Genomic DNA, 18304 nt, shown 5'->3' with positions numbered 1-18304 from the left:
ACGATGGCTGATTTACCGATCAACGACCTAAACGTCGCCTCCAACGAGACCCTGATCACCCCTGATCAACTCAAACGAGACATCCCGCTGAGCGACACCGCCTTGCGAACCGTGACCAAGGGTCGCGAAGTGATCCGCAACATCCTCGACGGCACTGACCATCGGTTGTTCATCGTCATCGGGCCCTGCTCGATCCACGACATCAAGGCAGCCCACGAGTACGCCGAGCGACTCAAGGCCCTGGCGGCGGAAGTTTCCGACACCCTGTATCTGGTGATGCGCGTTTACTTCGAGAAACCGCGGACCACTGTTGGCTGGAAAGGCCTGATCAACGACCCGTACCTGGACGACTCGTTCAAGATTCAGGACGGTCTGCATATTGGTCGCCAGTTGCTGCTGGACCTCGCGGAAATGGGTCTGCCCACTGCCACTGAAGCTCTGGACCCCATCTCCCCGCAATACCTGCAGGACCTGATCAGTTGGTCGGCCATCGGTGCCCGCACCACGGAATCCCAGACCCACCGCGAGATGGCTTCCGGCCTGTCCTCTGCCGTGGGCTTCAAGAACGGCACCGACGGCGGCCTGACGGTAGCGATCAACGCCCTGCAATCGGTTTCCAGTCCCCACCGCTTCCTGGGGATCAACCCACAGGGCGGCGTGTCGATCGTCACCACCAAAGGCAACGCCTACGGCCACGTAGTATTGCGTGGCGGCAATGGCAAGCCCAATTATGACTCGGTCAGTGTCGCGGTCTGCGAACAGGCCCTGAGCAAGGCCAAGATCAAGCCGAACATCATGATCGATTGCAGCCACGCCAACTCCAACAAGGATCCGGCGCTGCAACCACTGGTCATGGAGAACGTCGCCAACCAGATCCTCGAAGGCAATCAGTCGATCATCGGCCTGATGGTGGAAAGTCATCTGAACTGGGGTTGCCAGGCCATTCCAAAAGACTTGTCGGACCTGCAGTACGGGGTGTCGATTACCGATGCCTGCATCGATTGGGAAAGCACCGAGAAAACCCTGCGCAGCATGCACGCCAAGCTCAAGGATGTACTGCCGAAACGCGATCGCAGCTGATCACCTTCGCCAGACACAAAAACGCCGGGCCAAGCCCGGCGTTTTTCATGGTCGCCCCGATCAGAGCTTCGCGGCGTGACGCTGATGGCGTTCCATGTAGCGTTCTACATAGGAGCAGGAAGGAATCACTGTGTAGCCCATACGTTCGGCGTACTCCAGTGCCTGCTCGGTCAGCGCCGCGGCAATACCGCGCCCACGCAACGCATTGGGCACGAAGGTGCGGTAGATATCCAGGGTTTGCTTACCCAGGTCCATATAGGTCAGGTAGGCACGATGACCGTCCACATTGGTCTCGAACTGATGACCAGCCTGGTCATGGTGGATGGACAACGCCTCGCTCATCACTACTCCTTGCGGGTCTGGAATGCTGACCCCTACCTTACCGATGTTTTTCCGGCGAAGGAACAACTTACGCCACCTCGTGCCAGTCGGACGCCGAGTAGAAGCTACCGCTCTTGCATCGCGAGCACGTTACAAAATAGTAGGCGCCCTTGGCGCAAATGCTCAAGCCACACTCGTCACAGATCAGCGCAAATACTCCAATCGGGCCTTACAGGAACCACTGCCCGGTTAAGCGCATGCATGGGTTGAGGCTATACATCGCCGGATGCTGGAACTTAAGACGAACAGCGCTTCTTAAAGTCACCGGCGAGATGGATAAAGATAGGCCAAGGCTGCGCGGAATCTGAAGAAAAGTGTCGGTCACGCAATATAGAACGACTTTAGCCTAGACTCCGAAACAGTGATCGGAAAAGTCCGTGAGCAATGCTGGCAAACGAGCAGCACCCTCTGGCAGAGCCTTGCGATTGAATATTTTTTATACAACCGCCCAAAAAGTTGCTCGAAAAAGAATCACCACCTAGAATTTTTTTTGCTTCTTGCGCTACGTCAGTTTACTTACTACAAGTAATGGGTAGTATGTACGCCGGTTATTTCCCCACTCTGGGGGGATAGCTACTAATAGAAAGTCCTTGAAGGGGAACACGATGAACAACGTTCTGAAATTCTCTGCTCTGGCTCTGGCCGCAGTTCTGGCTACCGGTTGCAGCAGCGTATCCAAAGAAACCGAAGCTCGTCTGACTGCTACTGAAGATGCAGCCGCTCGTGCTCAGGCTCGTGCAGACGAAGCCTACCGTAAAGCTGATGAAGCTCTGGCTGCTGCTCAAAAAGCACAACAGACTGCTGACGAAGCTAACGAGCGCGCTCTGCGTATGCTGGAAAAAGCTAGCCGCAAGTAATAGTCCCTCGGGATTGTTATCAAGCCGATCCATTTTTTGGATCGGCTTTTTTATTGCCCGGAGTTTTTCACCGGCAATAAAAAACCCGCCGCTGCCAGTCGACATCGGCGGGTTTCTGTTGCAGCGCTTACTGCTGCAGATCGTAGGACAGGTTGGACGTCGATGCCGCAGGCGCTGCGGTCGTCGGTACCGCGATCTCCACTGGCAGCCCGTCTTCGGCGGCCACTACATCACGCACCACGTCCCAGTTCATACGCAGGTTATTGGCAAGATCTTCGCGCTTGAGCAAGGCATTGATCACCGCAGTGTGTTTATCGACCACTGAAGGATTGCCCTTGTCATCCAATGGCGTGTGCGCCTCCAGATAGACTTTTCCGCCACTGACGCCGAACTTGTACGGCTCGTTGATGATGCGCACCGAAGTTCCGACCGGAACCATGCCAGCCATCTCCAGCACGTTGTTGTTGAGCATGCGGAAACAGCCATGGCTGGTGCGCATGCCAATGCCAAACTTCTTGTTGGAACCGTGAATCAGGTAGCCGGGGGTGCCCAAGGTGAACTTGAATGGTCCCAATGGGTTGTCCGGCCCGGCAGGTACGACGCTTGGCAACGGGTCACCGTCGGCAGCGTGTTCTGCCCGGATCGACGCCGGTGGCGTCCAGGTCGGATTCGGAGTCTTCGCGGTGATGCTGGTGTGCGCGATCGGCGACCCCCAGCCCTCACGCCCAATGCCCAGGGGGAAGGTGTAAACCACATTCCGCCCTTTGGGAAAGTAGTACAGGCGATACTCCGCCAGGTTGATCACAATGCCTTCACGAGGCCCGGGAGGCAGGACAAAGCGAGTCGGCAGGACCACCTCGGTGCCGGCTCCCGGCAACCAGGGATCGACCCCCGGGTTGGCCGCCACCATTTCCAGGTAGCCCAGGTCGTAGGCGGTACCCAGATCGGCAAAGGTGTCTTCGTACTTGGCCTTGATCACCTGCACCTGGCCGACGATATCTTCACCGGGCGGCGGTAGAGGCAATTCCAATGCTGCAACGGGACCGGCCACACACAATGCGGCAAGTGTCAGGCAGCGGGTGACGGCAGGGAGGCGCGGCAACATCCGGATAATCCTTCGCATGAACAACGAGTGATAGAAACGCGATTGTACACCCCCGCCCCGAGGCTACGGGAGCCAAGCGGGGAGACAAGCACAGACACATGAAATCCCTGTCGCAACGGTCGGCGATCGACCGCCTACAGCTCGAAGCGCAGCTCAGGCCAGATCGGTGGCGTCCCGCGCTTTTGTGACTCCAGGATCGCCCGACACAGAGGGCAGAGTCGCTGGTCCTGGAAAATCGTCCGATCCACGCTCGACCAGCGCGGCTGCGCAGGCAGCAAGGTGCCGCACAAGGTCCGGTCGGCCGAACCACCCAATTCCAACTGCCGAGTCACCAGATGCACCCGAACTTCCTGACAGGCGAACAGGTCAAGCTGCTCATCAGGCTCGATCAGTTGATAGGCAAACAGGGACCAGGCGGGACGCGGCATCGGGGGCTCCAAATCGGGGGCGCCACATTAGCCGAAACACTGCCACTAGAAAAGCGTCAAAGCAGCGGTTTTAGCGTCGGCCAGACATTTTCCAGCAACTTGCCCTGGGCCGCTGCCGCGGGGTGCAAACCGTCCGCCTGCATCAGTTCGGGATGACCGCCGACCCCTTCGAGAAAAAACGGCACCAGGGCCACCTGCTTGTCGCTGGCCAACTGGCTATAGACCTGGGCGAACGCCCGGGTGTAGCGCACACCGTAATTGGGCGGCAACTGCATGCCCAACAGCAGAACCTTGGCCCCATCGGCCTGGGCACTGTCGATCATCGACGCAAGATTTTGTTGCAATTGCTGCGGCGGCTGGCCGCGCAAGCCATCGTTGCCACCCAATTCAAGGATCACCACTTGCGGCTTATGTGCTGCAAGCAGCGCCGGCAGCCGCGCCTGCCCCCCCGCACTGGTGTCGCCGCTGACCGAGGCGTTGACGACCTTGTCGCTAAAACCCTGGTCCTTGAGCCGCTTCTCCAGCAGGGCCACCCAACCATCGCGGGTATCCAGGCCGAAAGCCGCACTGATACTATCGCCCACGATCAGGACCGTACCCGCCGCTGCGTTCTGGGCCATGCACATCAAGGCCAGGCCGGCACTCAAAAACCATACACGCATCGGATTCTCCATGGGCGCAAGCATTCTCACTGCGCGGAACCTTAGCAAAGTGGTTCCCAGCGCGGAAGGTGAACTGACCATCCTGCACGAACTCGACCTGGAGCTGAATCAGGGCGACAGCCTGGCCATCGTCGGCGCCTCCGGCTCCGGCAAATCCACCCTGCTCGGCCTGCTGGCCGGACTCGACCTGCCCAGCAGCGGTGAAGTGACCCTGGCCGGTCAGGCCCTGAGCCGCCTGGATGAGGACCAGCGGGCGCGGATCAGGGCCGAACACGTGGGATTCGTCTTCCAGTCCTTTCAACTGCTCGACAGCCTCAATGCTCTGGAAAACGTCATGCTGCCCCTGGAACTGGATGGCCGCCGTGACGCCCGAGAGCGAGCCACCGAGTTGCTGCAGCGAGTCGGCCTCGGCCAGCGCCTGAGCCACTCGCCACGCCAACTGTCCGGCGGCGAGCAGCAACGAGTAGCTATCGCCCGGGCCTTTGCCGCCGAACCCGATGTGCTGTTTGCCGATGAGCCCACTGGCAACCTCGACAGTCACACCGGCGAACGCATCAGTGACCTGTTGTTCGAACTCAACAAGGAAAGCGGCACCACCCTGGTGCTGGTGACCCACGATGAACGCCTGGCCCATCGCTGCCGGCGCCTGATCCGTCTTGAAGCGGGCTTGCTGGTCGCCCCTCTGGAGCCTTGATGGCACGCATGCCACTGTTGCGCCTGCTGAGCCTCGCCGTCCGCCAGTTGCTGCGCGACGCCCGCGCCGGCGAGTTGCGCGTATTGTTCTTTGCGTTGCTGGTCGCCGTGGCGGCAAGTACCGCCATCGGCTATTTCGGCGCCCGTCTCAATGGCGCCATGTTGTTGCGCGCCACCGAGTTTCTCGGCGCTGACCTGCTGTTGGAAGGCAGCTCGCCGGCACGCCCGGAACAAATCGACAGTGGGCGCGAACTTGGGCTGGAGCATGCACGCATTGTCGAATTCTCCAGCGTCATCGCCACAGACAACGGCATTCAGCTGTCGAGCATCAAGGCCGTGGACTCCGCCTACCCGCTGCGCGGCCAGCTCAAGAGCGCAGCAGCTCCCTACGCCAGCGAAGAGTCGGGCGGGGGGCCGAAGGCGGGCGAGGCCTGGGTCGAGTCACGACTGCTGACCGCGCTGAACCTGAAGATCGGAGACAGCATCGATGTCGGCCTGCAGACCCTGCGCCTGGCGCGGGTCCTGACCTATGAGCCCGACCGGGCCGGCAACTTCTACAGCCTGACGCCCCGGGTGCTGATCAGCCTGGATGACCTGCAAGCCACCGGCGTCGTCCAGCCTGGCAGCCGGGTCAGCTACAAGGAGCTCTGGCGCGGCCCCGCCGCAGCCCTCGAACACTACCGCCAATTGATCAAGCCGGGACTGGCAGCCAACCAGCGACTGCAGGACGCCCGAGATGGCAACCAGCAGATCGGCGGCGCCCTGGGCAAGGCCGAGCGCTACCTGAACATGGCCAGCCTGGTGGCAGTGCTGCTGTCGGGTGTCGCCGTGGCCTTGTCAGCCAATCGCTTTGCCGCCCGCCGCTTCGATGCCAGCGCCCTGTTGCGCTGCCTGGGCTTGTCACGCCGGGAAACCATGCTGCTGTTCAGCGTGCAGTTGGCAGTGCTGGGGCTGCTGGCCAGCCTCGCCGGCGCGCTGCTGGGCTGGCTGGCCCAGCTTGGCCTGTTCTACCTGTTGCATGATCTTTTGCCCAACGACGTGCCACCTGGAGGACTGCTGCCAGCCATCGCCGGGATTGGCACCGGGCTGGTCGCCCTGGCGGGATTCGCCTTGCCGCCCCTGGCCGCACTGGGACGGGTCCCGCCATTGCGGGTCCTGCGGCGCGACCTGCTGCCGATTCCCTCCAGCACCTGGATGATCTATGGCGCCGCGCTATTTGCCCTGGGCCTGATCATGTGGCGCTTGAGCCTGGATCTACTGCTGACCTTCGCCCTGCTCGGTGGCGGCCTGATCGCTGCACTGTTCCTGGGCGGATTGCTGCTGTTGCTGCTGCAAAGCCTGCGTCGCCTGCTGGCCCGGTCGTCCCTGCCCTGGCGCCTGGGGCTGGGCCAATTACTGCGTCACCCCCTGGCGGCGGCCGGGCAATCCCTGGCCTTCGGCCTGATTCTGCTGTCCATGGCCTTGATCGCCCTGCTGCGGGGCGAGTTGCTGGATACCTGGCAGAACCAGTTGCCCAAAAATGCCCCGAACTACTTTGCCCTGAATATCCTGCCGGCCGAAAAGCAGGCTTTCAGCGATCGCCTGGTACAACTCTCGGCGCCCTCAGCACCGCTGTATCCGGTGGTTCCCGGACGCCTGGTGAGTATCAATGGCGAACCTGTGAGGGAGATTGTCAGCAAGGACTCCAGTGGCGACCGGGCCGTTCAGCGTGATCTGAGCCTGACCTGGGCCGCTGATCTGCCTGCCGGCAACAGCATCACCGAAGGCCAATGGTGGTCGAGCCAGACCGATGACCCGGTGCCTGGCGTGTCCGTGGAGGCCAAGGTGGCGCAAAGCCTGAAGCTGAAACTGGGTGACTGCTTGATCTTCACCGTGGCGGGAGTCAATCGGGAGGCCCAGGTCACCAGCCTGCGCAGCATCAACTGGGACAACTTCCAACCGAACTTCTTCATGATCTTCCAGCCAGGCACCCTGAAGGACCTGCCCGCCACCTACCTCACCAGCTTCTATCTGAGTCCAGGTCACGACCAGCAGATCGTCGAACTGTCCAGGGCTTTCCCGGCAGTCACCATCCTTCAAGTGGAGGCCCTGCTGGAGCAGCTGCGCAGCATCCTGGCCCAGGTCACTCTGGCGGTGGAATATGTGTTGCTGTTTGTCCTGGCGGCGGGAATGGCCGTGCTGTTTTCCGGCCTGCAAGCCACCCTGGACGAACGCATTCGCCAGGGTGCGCTGCTGCGCGCCCTCGGTGCCGAACGACGGTTGCTGATCAAGGCCCGACGGATCGAGTTCGGCTTGCTTGGCGCGGTCAGCGGCCTGCTGGCGGCCCTGGGCAGCGAACTGATCAGCCTGGTGCTCTACCGGTTTGCCTTCGACTTGCCCTGGCACCCCCACCCCTGGCTATTGCTGCTGCCGGTGATTGGCGCGCTGCTGATAGGCGGAGCCGGAATTTTCGGCACCCGCCGGGCGTTGAACGCCAGCCCCTTGAGCGTCCTGCGCGAAGGATGAAGACTCATGGCTCGCCAGCGCCGGCTGCCGAGCCTACTTCACGTACTCGATCTGGTTGATCCACCAGCAGGTTTCACCCGCCGGGGTATGAACAATGGCTTCGTCGCCCACTTCCTTCTTCAGTAGCGCCCTGGCCATCGGCGAGTCGATGGAAATGTAGTCCTTGCGCAGATAGATCTCGTCATAACCGACGATACGAAAGCGCTTGATCTCGGCGGCCTCGTTTTCCACTTCGACCCAGGCACCGAAAAATACCCGGCCTTCCTGCTCCGGGGCATAGGTCACCACTTTCATGTCTTCCAGACGCTTGCGGATGTAGCGCACCCGACGATCAATCTCCCGCAGCAGCTTCTTGTTGTACTGATAGTCGGCATTCTCGCTGCGATCCCCCAGGGACGCCGCCCAGGTGACCTTCTGGGTGATGTCCGGACGTTTCTCCCGCCACAGATAATCCAGCTCCTGCTTCAGTGCGTCGTAACCATCCTGTGTGATGAGCTTGGTACTCAATTGGCTTGTCACCTTCCAGCCTTGTAGCGGCTGTTCTGTTATTTGAATTAACCGTTGAACCCGGCCGATCTCGGGCGGCTGCTCTCCCCGCGCATCGTTAACGCAGCACTATCAGATTTGTCCGATTTAGATTTCAGAGAGGTCGGCCAATCATAGAGCCAAACCGCCGAGGCTTACGGCCTCAGACACATTTTAAGCAACAGAGTTTGCACTCGGCGCGCCTGACAACCTGCAACCGACCTCCGCAAAGAACCCGCCACCAACGACCAAAACCTCTAAAAAACAAAGGGAATGCACTAAATGGGCAACATCATTATCGTCGATGACCACCCACTGATCCGACTGGCCATCAGGTCGGTGCTGGAACCCCATCACCACACCATCGTCGCTGAAGCCGACAACGGTGCGGACGCCGTGCAGTTGGTGCGCAAACACATGCCGGACCTGTTGATCCTCGACCTGGGGATTCCCAACCTGGACGGGTTCTCGGTCATCGCCCATATCAAGTCCGCGGACCTGCATGTGAAAACCCTGGTCCTGACTTCAAGCGACTCGAAGAACTTCGCCTTGCGCTGCCTGCAGGCCGGAGCCGCGGGCTTTCTGTGCAAGACCGAGAATCTTCACGAACTGGCCAATGCAGTGAAGGCCATTCTGTCCGGGTACAGCTACTTCCCGGAAGACACTATCAATATCCTGCAGCAGAACACCAATGCCGCCAGCCAGGAAAGCGTACTGATCTCCCGCCTGACCGATCGCGAGATCACAGTCCTGAAACTACTGGCCACCGGCCTCAACAATCAGCAGATTGCCGACGCCCTGCTGATCAGCCACAAGACCGTCAGTACCTACAAAGTGCGTTTGCTCAAGCGCTTCAACATTTCCAACCTGGTAGCCCTGGCTGAACTGGCAAAGCGCAATGCGGTTGTTTGAATAGCCAGCCCCGATCAGTGCATGAGCAAGGAGCATCCGCCACAGCTGGAGATACGCCAGCCACTGTCTGCTCGATGCAATCACTATCTAAATACGGCGCAGTCAGCAGCAAGCTGCACAGCGCCGTCGGAGCCGCCGAACCACTAACGGCGAATGATCAGCCCTTGGCGAGCGACGCGGGTCAATTGCTTGATGACTTCAGCGGCGTGCTCGGCACTGGGTGCCGGAATGACCGCCAGATCAAAGCTGTCACTGGCAAAACGTGCCAGGGACTCGCCCTCTTCGACGAACTGGATCAGAAATGCCGCCGGGCCCGCGGAACGCCGCGGCCAGCCATCGAGATAACGCAACAGGGTGGGTTGGTGCTTGCCGCCAAGAAGAATTTTCGGGTTGCGCTGGGAAAGACTCGCCGTGAGCGGCGCAAGACGTACAAGGGGGCGTGGTGCATTCATCGTATTGTGTCTCTGCCTCTGGTTTCTGCCGGGCAGGTGAGAGGCAACACCGAACCAGCGCTTTAGCGGTATTTCGAAGCCTGCCTGCAGCTTCTATCGATGGTCTTTCGACTCACCTGGCGCCCCGCAAGTAGCTGTTTAAATCGGCGCATGGGCAGCATCCTAGAGAAGCCGGCCGGTCAGTGTCAAGATTTCGCAGCAACGAAAAAGGCCTGCACAGGCAGGCCTTGGAATTTCTCCTAAGGGTTGATCCAGAGCGTCCGAAAGCCACCAGCGACGGACGAATCAAGCCCACGGATTACTTGGCGATCGTTGCATCCAGCGACAGTTTGCCGGCGCCTTCAAACAGCACGGCAAGGGTACCGCCCAGCAGCGCCAGGGCGAATTCATAGCCATTGTTGGCCATGAACAAACCGTGGCTGATATGCACCGAAAAGATTGCCACCAGCAGGGTGAACGACAGGCCCAGCGCAGCAGGACGCGCCAACAGGCCAATGATCAGCGCCAGACCCGCGAAGAACTCGGTACCACCGGCCAGCAACGCCATCAGATACCCCGGCGCCAGGCCGATGCTCTCCATCCACTGAGCCGTCCCCGCCAGGCCGCCACCACCGAACCAGCCAAAGAGTTTTTGCGAACCGTGGGCGGCAAAGATGATGCCGACGAAAATCCGCAAAACGGTCAAGCCATAACCGGCGCGAGTGCTCAGTACGTTTTTGATCAGTGTGCTCATGCTGTGTAGTCCTGTGTAAGACGGGGAAGTTGGTCGCCATATTAATCAGTTTTTATCATGTTAAAAGCGGAATAATTCCGAGATAACAATCAGTATTTTCGATTATTTGCGAGACGCAACTTTTCGCTCCCGAGGCTCCAGCGAGTCCCGTTCACGATCGAAGGCCAGATAGTATTTGTTGACGCTATTAACATAGCTGACCGCGCCCATACCCACCTGCTCCATGGCGATCCGCTCCACCTGGAAAAACCACTGATTGGGATTGAGCCCTCGCCGCCGGGCTTCGCTGCGCATGCCCTGCACCCGTTCCGGCCCCATGTTGTAGGCGGCCAGGACAAAAGCCATGCGCTCGCGTTCGTTGAGCTTGGGACTGGCAAAAAACTTGCGACGAATCATCGCCAGGTACTTGGCTCCCGCCTGCACATTGCTATCGAGGGACTGGATATTGTTGACCCCGACCCGTTGCGCCGCCGAAGGCGTGATCTGCATCAGTCCGGTGGGGCCACTACCGCTCCTGGCGCTGGGTTGCAGAGCCGACTCCTTGAACGCCAGGGCCGCCAGATTCAGCCAGTCCATGCCCTGTTCCCCGGCATGCTTCTGCAACACCGGACGCAGTTTCTCCAGGCGCTGTCGGTCGGCTTGGGCCAGGGGGTAATGCACCTGATACTGACGCCGATAGATGCGCAGGAACGCCACATCCTGATCCGCCGGGGTCTTATAGCTCTTGAGAAAACGGTCGATGCTGGCCCGCAGCATCGACGCATCGCGCCGCACAAACCAGTGCTCCTCGCCCGGCTCGCTGATCTTCAACTGTCGATCGAAACGCAGCTTGGGCAGGATCTTGCTCCAGCGCTCGGCAATCGGCTGCTCGACGATGGTCAGGTGAAAGATTCCCCCCTGGACCATTTCCAGCACGTCCTCCACCGCCAGACTCGGGTCCACCCACTCGACCTTGATCGGCGCCAGCTTGCGCAACGCCAGTCGCTGATTGATCTGACTCACCGCCTCGCCGGCGGCACTGCCGGTGGTCAGGGTCAGCGTCTTGCCGGACAGCTGTTCGATCCGCGTGTAACGACGCTCGCCCTTGATACCCACCAACAGCAACGGAACATTGCTGACGATGGGATCGCTGGAACTGACCGCATGGCCCGGCAGAGCCTCCAGTAATTCCCCAGGCGCCACCAGATCGCCCTCTCCCCGCTGCAACGCGCCCAGCAACTGATCCTTGGCTTTGGGAATGATCTTGAGGCTGATTTCCTGTCCGTCACGGGCATGACCATTGAGGTATTGCTCGAACGCGCGCAAGCGATGGTATTCGACGCCGATGGCCTGTCCCTGGACCTCACCGGAGCTGTTGCGGCTCTGATTGACCAGCACCCGCAGCACGCGGCTGCTGCGGATCTCTGCCAGGTCCCGGACCTTGCCGGACGCCAGGGCTTCCGGCGGTCCGGCCAGACGGGCCAGCGCCGGCAAGGGCAGCAGCAGCGACAGGCACAGCGCGAGCAAGATCGAGGGTCGGGTCATCCGTTCTCCGCAGGAAATACTGTTCAACCCTTCGTCGTTTTTTGAAGGCTTGATCGACAGAAACAGAGCGCCTTGAGCGCTGCCAAGGTGCAAAAGAGCTGCGAAACGGCGGCACAATGCCCGGCCGCTACGTGCTTCTGGCAGCAAAAGACAGCGTTAACTCGTTGTAGTTCTTGGCTTTTCTTATAAATCTACAGCTCTGATATGCTTTCCGGCCGCAGGCGGAGATAGCACCATGCAACTCATCGATATCGGCGTCAACCTGACCAATCCCTGTTTTGCCGAAAAACACCAAGCCGTTCTCAATCGCGCCTATGAGGCCGGGGTCTGCCAATTGATCCTCACCGGAACCAGCGTCGATGGCAGCGAACAGGCCCTGGAACTGTGCCAGCAACTGGATGCCGATGGGCAAAGACTGTTCGCCACTGCGGGCCTGCACCCTCACTCTGCCAGCGACTGGAATGCCGACAGTCCGCGGCGCTTGCGCGCCCTGCTCAGCGAGCCACGGATACGGGCGGTGGGCGAATGCGGACTGGACTTCAACCGCGACTTCTCCCCTCGCCCGCAGCAGGAAAAGGTCCTGGAAGAGCACCTGGCCCTGGCGGCCGAACTGCAACTGCCGGTGTTCCTCCACGAGCGCGACGCCAACCAGCGTCTGCTGGACATTCTGCGAGACTTTCGTGACCGTTTGCCGGCGGCCGTGGTGCATTGCTTTACCGGCGAGCAACGAGCGCTGTTCAGCTACCTCGACCTGGACCTGCATATCGGCATCACCGGCTGGATTTGCGACGAACGCCGGGGCACCCATCTGCATCCACTGGTGCGCAACATCCCCCGGGGACGCCTGATGCTGGAAAGCGACGCCCCTTACCTGCTGCCCCGCAGCCTGCGGCCGAAACCGAAAAATGGCCGTAACGAACCGGCCTACCTGACAGAAGTCCTGCGGGAAGTGGCTCTGCACCGGGACGAAACGCCGCAAGACCTGGCCAGCCACAGCACGGCCTGCTCCAGAGCCTTTTTCAACTTGCCAGAAATAGCTTGACCCATATCAAGATTTTTCCGAGATCATAGCGGCACAATACTGGCACCTTGCCAATACTGTTTCGCTCAATCAGAGAAGACCTTCTATGGGTGCCTGGCTTAGCAATATCTCGCTGAAATACAAATTCTGGGCGGTCAATGCGGTCGCCTTCGTCACCACCCTGTTATTGGTGCTGTACGCGGTGCAACTGGAGCAGCAGGCCCGTAGTCAGGCCGCCCAGGCCGCAGCCCGGAGCCAGGCCCATCTGCTCAATGCCTGGCCTGCGGGACAGCCCTTGCCCACTGGCGAGAACCTGTTGGCCTTCTCCCAGGGCCAGACTCCCAGCCTCAACGAACAGACCTTGCCTGAACTGAACGGCGCCAACGGCTGGGTCGAAATCAATCACATGCCGCTCTTCGGCGACAACCCGCTGCTGGGTGCCGAGGTCGTCAGCCGCGCCAATGGCCAGCAGGTTGCCGTACTGGCCCACGCACCGAGCCTGGCTCAGGTCTTCAGCGACCGCTTCACCAATTACGCCGTGGCCGTCTTCATCCTGATGTTCGCCATGCTTTGCGCCTCGCAGTTGCTGATCCGCTTTCTCCTCAGCCAGCTCAACACCCTCAAGGATGTGATGCTGCATGTGGAGAAAACCGGCGACCTGTCGGCCCGGGTGCCGCTGTCCTGCAAGGACGAAGTCGGCCAGATGGCCAGCGCCTTCAATGCCATGCAGGCCGGTTACCAGCGGGTGGTGAACACCGTGGCCAACACCGCTCGCCAGCTGGATCAGGGTGCCGCGCGCCTGGCCTCGAGCATGAACGATGTGCGTCACGGCATGCTCGGTCAGCAAAGTGAAACCGATCAGGCCGCCACTGCCATCAACGAAATGTCCGCCACCGTCTTCCACATCGCCCAGCACGCCGGCGCCACCCGGGACCTGTCCCAGACCGCCGACACCCTGGCCGGCACCGGCCATGAAGTGGTCGGCCGAGTGCAGAAATCCATTGCCGGGCTCTCCAACGGCGTGCAGCAAACCGCCGAGATGATTCAAAAGCTCGCGGAAGACAGCCAGAAGATCAACGGCGTGGTCAACGTGATCCACAGCATCGCCGAACAGACCAACCTGTTGGCTCTCAACGCCGCCATCGAAGCCGCCAGAGCTGGCGAAATGGGCCGCGGCTTTGCCGTGGTGGCCGACGAGGTGCGCAATCTGGCCAAACGCGTACAGTCTTCCACCGACGAGATCACCGGCATGGTCGCAGCCTTGCAGGCAGGCACCCGGGACGCCGTGGACTTCATGCAGGAGAGCTCGTTCAAGGCCGACGACTGCGTACAGCAGGCCCAGGAAGCCGGGGCGGCTCTGGCGGAGATCACCGGCGCGGTGGCGCAGATGCGCGAAAGCAATACGCAGATTGCCGTGGCCGCAGAACAACAAAGCCAGGTGGCCGAAGAAATGAACCGGGCGGTGGTGAGCATCCGCGACGTCACCGAAAACACCGTGCAACAGACCGTGGCCTCCGCCACCACCAGCAGTGAACTGGCGACCCTGGCCGGCGAACTGAGCAAGGCCATCGGCCAACTGAAACTCTGATCCCCTGCACATGCCCGCTGGCTATCGGAACGATAGCCAGCCTTGATTCGCCCTCTTACGACCTCGCCCCTATTCTTGGTTCACGAGTTTTCAAGAACTGAGGATGATCACCATGGGCAAACGTCACCCCAATCTTCCGGCCTGGCAATGGCGCGTCTACCCGCAGAGCCACCAGCACCCGACCAATCTGGTGTTGCACCTGATTGCCGTACCGCTGTTCATCGTCGGTTTTCTGCTGATTGTCTCGGGCGTGTTTTCCCTGAGTTTCCTGAGTCTGGCCATCGGCCTGGTCGGTGTATTGGCCGCCCTGGGCCTGCAACGCCACGGCCATAGCCTGGAAGCCCAAGCCGTCGAGCCTTTCACTGATCGCCAGGACGCCGTGCAACGCCTGCTGGTGGAACAGTTTCTGACCTTCCCGCGCTTTGTCCTCAGCGGTGCCTGGTGGCGGGCCTGGTTGCAACGCCACCGGCACTGAGGCCTCAGGCGAAGATGGTCACCGTCTGCCGGCTCAGAGCAATCAGTTGTCCATCGGGACTCCAGAGTGCCGCCGCCGCGTGGCCGTAACCGTCGCGGGCATGTTCGGTTTCCACCCGGTACTTGCACCAGTCCAGGGTGCTGACTGGCAGCAGCGGCTGCACGAACTCGATGGTCCAGGTCAGGGTGCTGCCGGCGGCCGGCTTGCTCAGGTGCGGCAACAAGGCCGGCGGCCAGGCATCCACCAGCGCCAGGATATGCGCCTCGGTCACGGGTTCTTCCTTGACCTCCCCGCGCAAACGCACCCAGCCGCCCATGTCCCGGGAACGGTTGCCGGTAAAGGGCAGGCCGCCAACGCTCCAGCGCATCGCCAGATGGCGCATGAACTCCGGCGTTACGCCCTTTATGTAGGGCAGCTCCTGGCAGTCATCCCAGTGTTTCATCTCGGGCGCAGGTTCGGCGTCAATCGTCACCGAAGACTCGCGTGAGGCGCCAAAGCTGCCCTGCACCAGGGTCACCACCTGGCCTTCCTGCATCACCCGTCCCAATACCTGGCTGACCGCCTTGCCTTCACGCAGGACATCCACTTCAAAACTGACCGGAACGTCCGGCGCCACGGGCCCGACAAAAGTGACCGCCAAAGAGCGCACCGGGCGGTCGGCCGGAACCTTGGCGCGCATCGCTTCGTACTGCAGGGCGACCACCAGGCCACCGAAACTGGCGCGACCTTGAGCCCACTCGGCCGGAATGGTCAGCGCTTGGGGCTGGCTGCGAACGGCTTCGAGCAAATCATAGAAACGCATGAAAACCTCGGGGGCAAAAAAAAGACTCAGGGATCTTAACCAGCACCTTAGAGCCGCACAGCCACTATTCCGGCCAAAGCAGCGGACAGATAAGCCGCACAACGACAATCACTTTCGCAAGCAATCGTCGTACAACTGATCCAGCACCTGGTCAGCCGCGGTTTCGGCCTTGAGCATGGTTCGACGCCAGACGGCGACACAGGGCAGCAGATCCGCTTGCTGCTCGGCCTGAGCCAGCCACTGCCAGCAGTCATGCCAATCCCCCAGGGCGCCCTGGGCCGCCTTGAGACGTTTCATCGCCAGCGCCGGCAAACGATCGAGCTCGGGATAGGCATCGGCCGCGTAGCGCACACGCTTGATCAACAGCCGCAAACGATGGCGATCGTGAGCGGGATCCTGCAGCGCCTTGCCCAGGGCTTTCCACTGCTTGGCCAGGCGCTTCTCAATCCGCACGCGCAAACCTCGGAGCAAACCCTGGCGCTGGCAAGCCCGCAGGAATCGCGGAAACGCATCCAGTACCAGGAACAGCTGGGCCAGCTGGGGTCCGCCAGCCACTGCCGAATACTCCCGGCGCAACTGGGCGGTGCGCCGCTCGGCGGCAAGGTGCTGGCCATGCTGGTGCAGATAAGCCGCCAGTACTTCACGATCACGAATCGGCGTTGTCAGTTGCCCGACCGCGCCGGCTGCCGCCTCCAACTGCTCGACACCGGGCAAGCCGCGCAACGGGCGCAACAGGCTGCGCAAGCGGCGCACGGTGATGCGCAAGTCGTGCAGCGCCTCGGCATCGGTGGCCGCCGCCATGCGCGCCTGACAAGCCAGCAAGCTCACTTCCAGGCTCAGGATCTGAACCACCAAACGATCAACCAAGGCAGACATCACGGGTTCCCCAATACGACGTGCAAGCCTGAATTCGGCTTATCCAGCTCAAGAATGAAAACGTGGGCCCGTGACCGGCATTGCGCCCGGTCACGGCCCCACGCTATGAGGGTTGCCGCTTCAGCGTAGCGCCTGGCGCGACTCAGCGCCCAGCACGCGACTCGCGAATGTAGAAGCGCGCCTTCTCGGCTTTCTTGGTGCAGCCTTCAAAGGCTTCGAATTGCTGCTGGGTCTTGGCACCGGTCAGCAGCGACAGGGCCTTGGAATAGCTCACGGTGCCAGCGAACCCTTCGGCCTTGGCCAGGTCCAGCTCATGCCAGGCGGCGTCCAGCTGAGTGCCGCAACTGTCGCGGTAGGCGGTCTTGCCCGCGCAACCGGTCAGAACCAATGCAATCAGGGGCAAACAGATCCAGGCTTTCATCAATGACACCTCAGGAAAAAGAAACAGTCGTACAGGTTAAGACGATGGCAGCCGCGAAAAGTGCCTGACTCGACCTTTGGAAAATATAGCCGCAGGAGCATAGCGTCACCGCCCCATCGCCCCTAGGAAAAAACACTGATGCAAGCCGCAGGCGCATCAGCAATTGAACCCCGGGGCGCTATGGGTGCATTGTTGCAGCCTGTTTGGCGAAGGGACGAATCATGAACAAACGTGTTGCATTGGTCCTCGGCTCAGGAGGCGCACGCGGGTATGCCCATATCGGGGTCATCGAGGAGATCGAAAGACGCGGGTATGACATTGCCTGCATCGCCGGTTGCTCGATGGGCGCGGTGGTGGGCGGCATCTACGCGGCGGGCAAGCTCGCCGAGTACCGGGAATGGATCGAAAGCCTGGACTACCTCGATGTGCTGCGCCTGGTAGACGTGAGCTTCCGCCTGGGGGCGATTCGCGGCGAAAAGGTCTTCGGCCAGATCCGCAAGATCGTCGGTGACGTCAACATCGAAGACCTGCGCATTCCCTACACCGCCGTGGCCACCGACCTCACCAACCAACAGGAGATCTGGTTCCAGGAGGGCTGCCTGCATCAGGCCATGCGCGCCTCGGCGGCCATTCCCAGCCTGTTCACCCCAGTGATGCAGGGCAATCGCATGCTGGTGGACGGCGGCCTGCTCAACCCGCTACCGATCGTGCCGGTGGTGTCCAGTCATTGCGACCTGATCATCGCGGTCAACCTCAACTCCACCAACCAGCGCCATTACCAGTTGCCGGTGATCCAGCGCCCGCCGGCGTTCAAGAGCCGCTTCGACAGCCTGATCAATTCCCTGGGCTCGCACCTGCCGTTCCGCCGCAAGCAGGCCGAGCAACTGTTGCTGCTCGAACAGGAAGCCTTCAAGAGCGAAGCGGCCGACATCAATCCCTGGGTCGAAGGCGCCGAGCCGGAGGCCCAGCAACCGGCGGCCGCACCGGAAACCGAAGGCGCGCCCAAGTCCGCCAGTGGTTCATTCATCATCGACAACGTCGGCCCGGCGTCGCTGCTGGACCTGGTGAACCAGAGCTTCGAGGTGATGCAGACCTCCCTGGCGCAGTACAAGATTGCCGGCTACCCGCCGGACATCCTGATCAACGTGCCCAAGCGCGTGTGCCGGTTCTTCGAGTTCTACAAGGCGCCTGAGCTGATCGCCCTGGGGCGGGAAATCGCCAGCGACACCCTGGACCGCTACGAACAGGAACAGCGCTGAGCCAG

At 61.0% G+C, this 18304-nt stretch carries 20 protein-coding genes; 9 read left to right on the top strand and 11 right to left on the bottom strand.

The window, feature by feature from the left end:
• Nucleotides 1-3 precede the first annotated feature (3 nt).
• Nucleotides 4-1080 (top strand): 3-deoxy-7-phosphoheptulonate synthase, encoded by a 1077-nt coding sequence (locus tag ACMGG8_RS13280; protein WP_016967428.1) that lies wholly within the window; start codon nucleotides 4-6, stop codon nucleotides 1078-1080.
• 60 nt (nucleotides 1081-1140) lie between these two features.
• Here the strand turns inward: ACMGG8_RS13280 and ACMGG8_RS13275 are convergent, their stop codons facing one another.
• The gene (locus tag ACMGG8_RS13275; RefSeq protein ID WP_011062548.1) at nucleotides 1141-1422 is read right to left on the bottom strand and encodes a GNAT family N-acetyltransferase; all 282 of its coding nucleotides are present in this window, start codon (nucleotides 1420-1422) and stop codon (nucleotides 1141-1143) included.
• 644 nt (nucleotides 1423-2066) lie between these two features.
• Between ACMGG8_RS13275 and oprI the strand changes: the two genes are divergently transcribed.
• Nucleotides 2067-2318 carry an outer membrane lipoprotei OprI gene (gene oprI / locus ACMGG8_RS13270; protein ID WP_003448337.1) on the top strand — a complete coding sequence of 84 codons (252 nt, stop codon included), beginning with the start codon at nucleotides 2067-2069 and terminating at the stop codon, nucleotides 2316-2318.
• Nucleotides 2319-2445: 127 nt separating this feature from the next.
• Here the strand turns inward: oprI and ACMGG8_RS13265 are convergent, their stop codons facing one another.
• The 3 genes from ACMGG8_RS13265 to ACMGG8_RS13255 form a co-directional block, all read right to left on the bottom strand.
• A complete protein-coding gene (locus tag ACMGG8_RS13265; RefSeq protein WP_060840426.1) occupies nucleotides 2446-3423 on the bottom strand; it encodes a L,D-transpeptidase family protein in 978 nt (325 codons plus the stop codon).
• Nucleotides 3424-3557: 134 nt separating this feature from the next.
• Nucleotides 3558-3851 carry a hypothetical protein gene (locus ACMGG8_RS13260; protein ID WP_007931378.1) on the bottom strand — a complete coding sequence of 98 codons (294 nt, stop codon included), beginning with the start codon at nucleotides 3849-3851 and terminating at the stop codon, nucleotides 3558-3560.
• Nucleotides 3852-3907: 56 nt separating this feature from the next.
• Nucleotides 3908-4513, bottom strand: a complete 606-nt coding sequence (locus ACMGG8_RS13255) for an arylesterase (protein ID WP_060840427.1) — start codon at nucleotides 4511-4513, stop codon at nucleotides 3908-3910.
• Nucleotides 4514-4523: 10 nt separating this feature from the next.
• Between ACMGG8_RS13255 and ACMGG8_RS13250 the strand changes: the two genes are divergently transcribed.
• Both ACMGG8_RS13250 and ACMGG8_RS13245 read left to right on the top strand, forming a co-directional pair.
• Nucleotides 4524-5207 carry an ABC transporter ATP-binding protein gene (locus ACMGG8_RS13250; RefSeq protein ID WP_016967432.1) on the top strand — a complete coding sequence of 228 codons (684 nt, stop codon included), beginning with the start codon at nucleotides 4524-4526 and terminating at the stop codon, nucleotides 5205-5207.
• Nucleotides 5207-7711 carry an ABC transporter permease gene (locus ACMGG8_RS13245; protein WP_414159689.1) on the top strand — a complete coding sequence of 835 codons (2505 nt, stop codon included), beginning with the start codon at nucleotides 5207-5209 and terminating at the stop codon, nucleotides 7709-7711. Before ACMGG8_RS13250 ends, ACMGG8_RS13245 begins: the two co-directional genes overlap by 1 nt.
• Before the next feature lie 33 nt (nucleotides 7712-7744).
• Here the strand turns inward: ACMGG8_RS13245 and greB are convergent, their stop codons facing one another.
• Nucleotides 7745-8218, bottom strand: a complete 474-nt coding sequence (gene greB, locus ACMGG8_RS13240; protein ID WP_060840429.1) for a transcription elongation factor GreB — start codon at nucleotides 8216-8218, stop codon at nucleotides 7745-7747.
• Nucleotides 8219-8518: 300 nt separating this feature from the next.
• Between greB and ACMGG8_RS13235 the strand changes: the two genes are divergently transcribed.
• Nucleotides 8519-9148 carry a response regulator transcription factor gene (locus ACMGG8_RS13235; protein WP_016967435.1) on the top strand — a complete coding sequence of 210 codons (630 nt, stop codon included), beginning with the start codon at nucleotides 8519-8521 and terminating at the stop codon, nucleotides 9146-9148.
• Between the two features lie 143 nt (nucleotides 9149-9291).
• Here the strand turns inward: ACMGG8_RS13235 and ACMGG8_RS13230 are convergent, their stop codons facing one another.
• The 3 genes from ACMGG8_RS13230 to ACMGG8_RS13220 all read right to left on the bottom strand — a co-directional run bounded on the left by ACMGG8_RS13230 (nucleotide 9292) and on the right by ACMGG8_RS13220 (nucleotide 11857).
• Nucleotides 9292-9600 carry a hypothetical protein gene (locus ACMGG8_RS13230; RefSeq protein ID WP_060840430.1) on the bottom strand — a complete coding sequence of 103 codons (309 nt, stop codon included), beginning with the start codon at nucleotides 9598-9600 and terminating at the stop codon, nucleotides 9292-9294.
• A gap of 298 nt (nucleotides 9601-9898) precedes the next feature.
• Nucleotides 9899-10333: a DoxX family protein gene (locus tag ACMGG8_RS13225; RefSeq protein WP_060840431.1), complete on the bottom strand. Its 435-nt coding sequence runs from the start codon at nucleotides 10331-10333 to the stop codon at nucleotides 9899-9901.
• A 102-nt stretch (nucleotides 10334-10435) separates the two neighbouring features.
• Nucleotides 10436-11857 carry a transglycosylase SLT domain-containing protein gene (locus ACMGG8_RS13220; RefSeq protein WP_060844289.1) on the bottom strand — a complete coding sequence of 474 codons (1422 nt, stop codon included), beginning with the start codon at nucleotides 11855-11857 and terminating at the stop codon, nucleotides 10436-10438.
• A gap of 235 nt (nucleotides 11858-12092) precedes the next feature.
• On the opposite strand from ACMGG8_RS13220, the gene ACMGG8_RS13215 reads away from it, so the two are divergent.
• The 3 genes from ACMGG8_RS13215 to ACMGG8_RS13205 all read left to right on the top strand — a co-directional run bounded on the left by ACMGG8_RS13215 (nucleotide 12093) and on the right by ACMGG8_RS13205 (nucleotide 14941).
• The gene (locus ACMGG8_RS13215) at nucleotides 12093-12899 is read left to right on the top strand and encodes a TatD family hydrolase (protein WP_060840433.1); all 807 of its coding nucleotides are present in this window, start codon (nucleotides 12093-12095) and stop codon (nucleotides 12897-12899) included.
• Nucleotides 12900-12984: 85 nt separating this feature from the next.
• Complete coding sequence (locus ACMGG8_RS13210; RefSeq protein ID WP_414159688.1) at nucleotides 12985-14466, top strand: methyl-accepting chemotaxis protein; 1482 nt, start codon at nucleotides 12985-12987, stop codon at nucleotides 14464-14466.
• Nucleotides 14467-14578: 112 nt separating this feature from the next.
• Nucleotides 14579-14941, top strand: coding sequence for a terminase (locus tag ACMGG8_RS13205; protein WP_060841993.1), 363 nt, complete (start codon nucleotides 14579-14581; stop codon nucleotides 14939-14941).
• Between the two features lie 4 nt (nucleotides 14942-14945).
• On the opposite strand, the gene ACMGG8_RS13200 is transcribed toward ACMGG8_RS13205, so the two are convergent.
• The 3 genes from ACMGG8_RS13200 to ACMGG8_RS13190 form a co-directional block, all read right to left on the bottom strand.
• Nucleotides 14946-15743, bottom strand: coding sequence for an acyl-CoA thioesterase (locus ACMGG8_RS13200; RefSeq protein ID WP_060840435.1), 798 nt, complete (start codon nucleotides 15741-15743; stop codon nucleotides 14946-14948).
• 108 nt (nucleotides 15744-15851) lie between these two features.
• On the bottom strand, nucleotides 15852-16619 hold the full coding sequence (locus ACMGG8_RS13195) for a CHAD domain-containing protein (protein WP_060844291.1): 768 nt from the start codon (nucleotides 16617-16619) through the stop codon (nucleotides 15852-15854).
• Nucleotides 16620-16761: 142 nt separating this feature from the next.
• Nucleotides 16762-17040, bottom strand: coding sequence for a hypothetical protein (locus ACMGG8_RS13190; RefSeq protein WP_016964073.1), 279 nt, complete (start codon nucleotides 17038-17040; stop codon nucleotides 16762-16764).
• A gap of 221 nt (nucleotides 17041-17261) precedes the next feature.
• On the opposite strand from ACMGG8_RS13190, the gene ACMGG8_RS13185 reads away from it, so the two are divergent.
• Entirely contained in the window at nucleotides 17262-18299 is a 1038-nt protein-coding gene (locus ACMGG8_RS13185; RefSeq protein ID WP_060840437.1) for a patatin-like phospholipase family protein, read from the top strand.
• Nucleotides 18300-18304 lie beyond the last annotated feature (5 nt).

This window comes from Pseudomonas sp. BNK-45 (genome assembly GCF_047456255.1).
Lineage (GTDB): Bacteria > Pseudomonadota > Gammaproteobacteria > Pseudomonadales > Pseudomonadaceae > Aquipseudomonas.
The sequence above is the reverse complement of the archived record's forward strand: the minus strand, read 5'-3'. Positions and strand labels throughout refer to the sequence as shown.

Bases quoted from the DNA above. Each gene is read 5' to 3' on its own strand.
- ACMGG8_RS13280 (WP_016967428.1), top strand. From the start codon at position 4: ATGGCTGATTTACCGATCAACGACCTAAACGTCGCCTCCAACGAGACC.
- ACMGG8_RS13275 (WP_011062548.1), bottom strand. From the start codon at position 1,422: ATGAGCGAGGCGTTGTCCATCCACCATGACCAGGCTGGTCATCAGTTC.
- oprI (WP_003448337.1), top strand. From the start codon at position 2,067: ATGAACAACGTTCTGAAATTCTCTGCTCTGGCTCTGGCCGCAGTTCTG.
- ACMGG8_RS13265 (WP_060840426.1), bottom strand. From the start codon at position 3,423: ATGTTGCCGCGCCTCCCTGCCGTCACCCGCTGCCTGACACTTGCCGCA.
- ACMGG8_RS13260 (WP_007931378.1), bottom strand. From the start codon at position 3,851: ATGCCGCGTCCCGCCTGGTCCCTGTTTGCCTATCAACTGATCGAGCCT.
- ACMGG8_RS13255 (WP_060840427.1), bottom strand. From the start codon at position 4,513: ATGCGTGTATGGTTTTTGAGTGCCGGCCTGGCCTTGATGTGCATGGCC.
- ACMGG8_RS13250 (WP_016967432.1), top strand. From the start codon at position 4,524: ATGGGCGCAAGCATTCTCACTGCGCGGAACCTTAGCAAAGTGGTTCCC.
- ACMGG8_RS13245 (WP_414159689.1), top strand. From the start codon at position 5,207: ATGGCACGCATGCCACTGTTGCGCCTGCTGAGCCTCGCCGTCCGCCAG.
- ACMGG8_RS13235 (WP_016967435.1), top strand. From the start codon at position 8,519: ATGGGCAACATCATTATCGTCGATGACCACCCACTGATCCGACTGGCC.
- ACMGG8_RS13230 (WP_060840430.1), bottom strand. From the start codon at position 9,600: ATGAATGCACCACGCCCCCTTGTACGTCTTGCGCCGCTCACGGCGAGT.
- ACMGG8_RS13225 (WP_060840431.1), bottom strand. From the start codon at position 10,333: ATGAGCACACTGATCAAAAACGTACTGAGCACTCGCGCCGGTTATGGC.
- ACMGG8_RS13220 (WP_060844289.1), bottom strand. From the start codon at position 11,857: ATGACCCGACCCTCGATCTTGCTCGCGCTGTGCCTGTCGCTGCTGCTG.
- ACMGG8_RS13215 (WP_060840433.1), top strand. From the start codon at position 12,093: ATGCAACTCATCGATATCGGCGTCAACCTGACCAATCCCTGTTTTGCC.
- ACMGG8_RS13210 (WP_414159688.1), top strand. From the start codon at position 12,985: ATGGGTGCCTGGCTTAGCAATATCTCGCTGAAATACAAATTCTGGGCG.
- ACMGG8_RS13205 (WP_060841993.1), top strand. From the start codon at position 14,579: ATGGGCAAACGTCACCCCAATCTTCCGGCCTGGCAATGGCGCGTCTAC.
- ACMGG8_RS13200 (WP_060840435.1), bottom strand. From the start codon at position 15,743: ATGCGTTTCTATGATTTGCTCGAAGCCGTTCGCAGCCAGCCCCAAGCG.
- ACMGG8_RS13195 (WP_060844291.1), bottom strand. From the start codon at position 16,619: ATGTCTGCCTTGGTTGATCGTTTGGTGGTTCAGATCCTGAGCCTGGAA.
- ACMGG8_RS13190 (WP_016964073.1), bottom strand. From the start codon at position 17,040: ATGAAAGCCTGGATCTGTTTGCCCCTGATTGCATTGGTTCTGACCGGT.
- ACMGG8_RS13185 (WP_060840437.1), top strand. From the start codon at position 17,262: ATGAACAAACGTGTTGCATTGGTCCTCGGCTCAGGAGGCGCACGCGGG.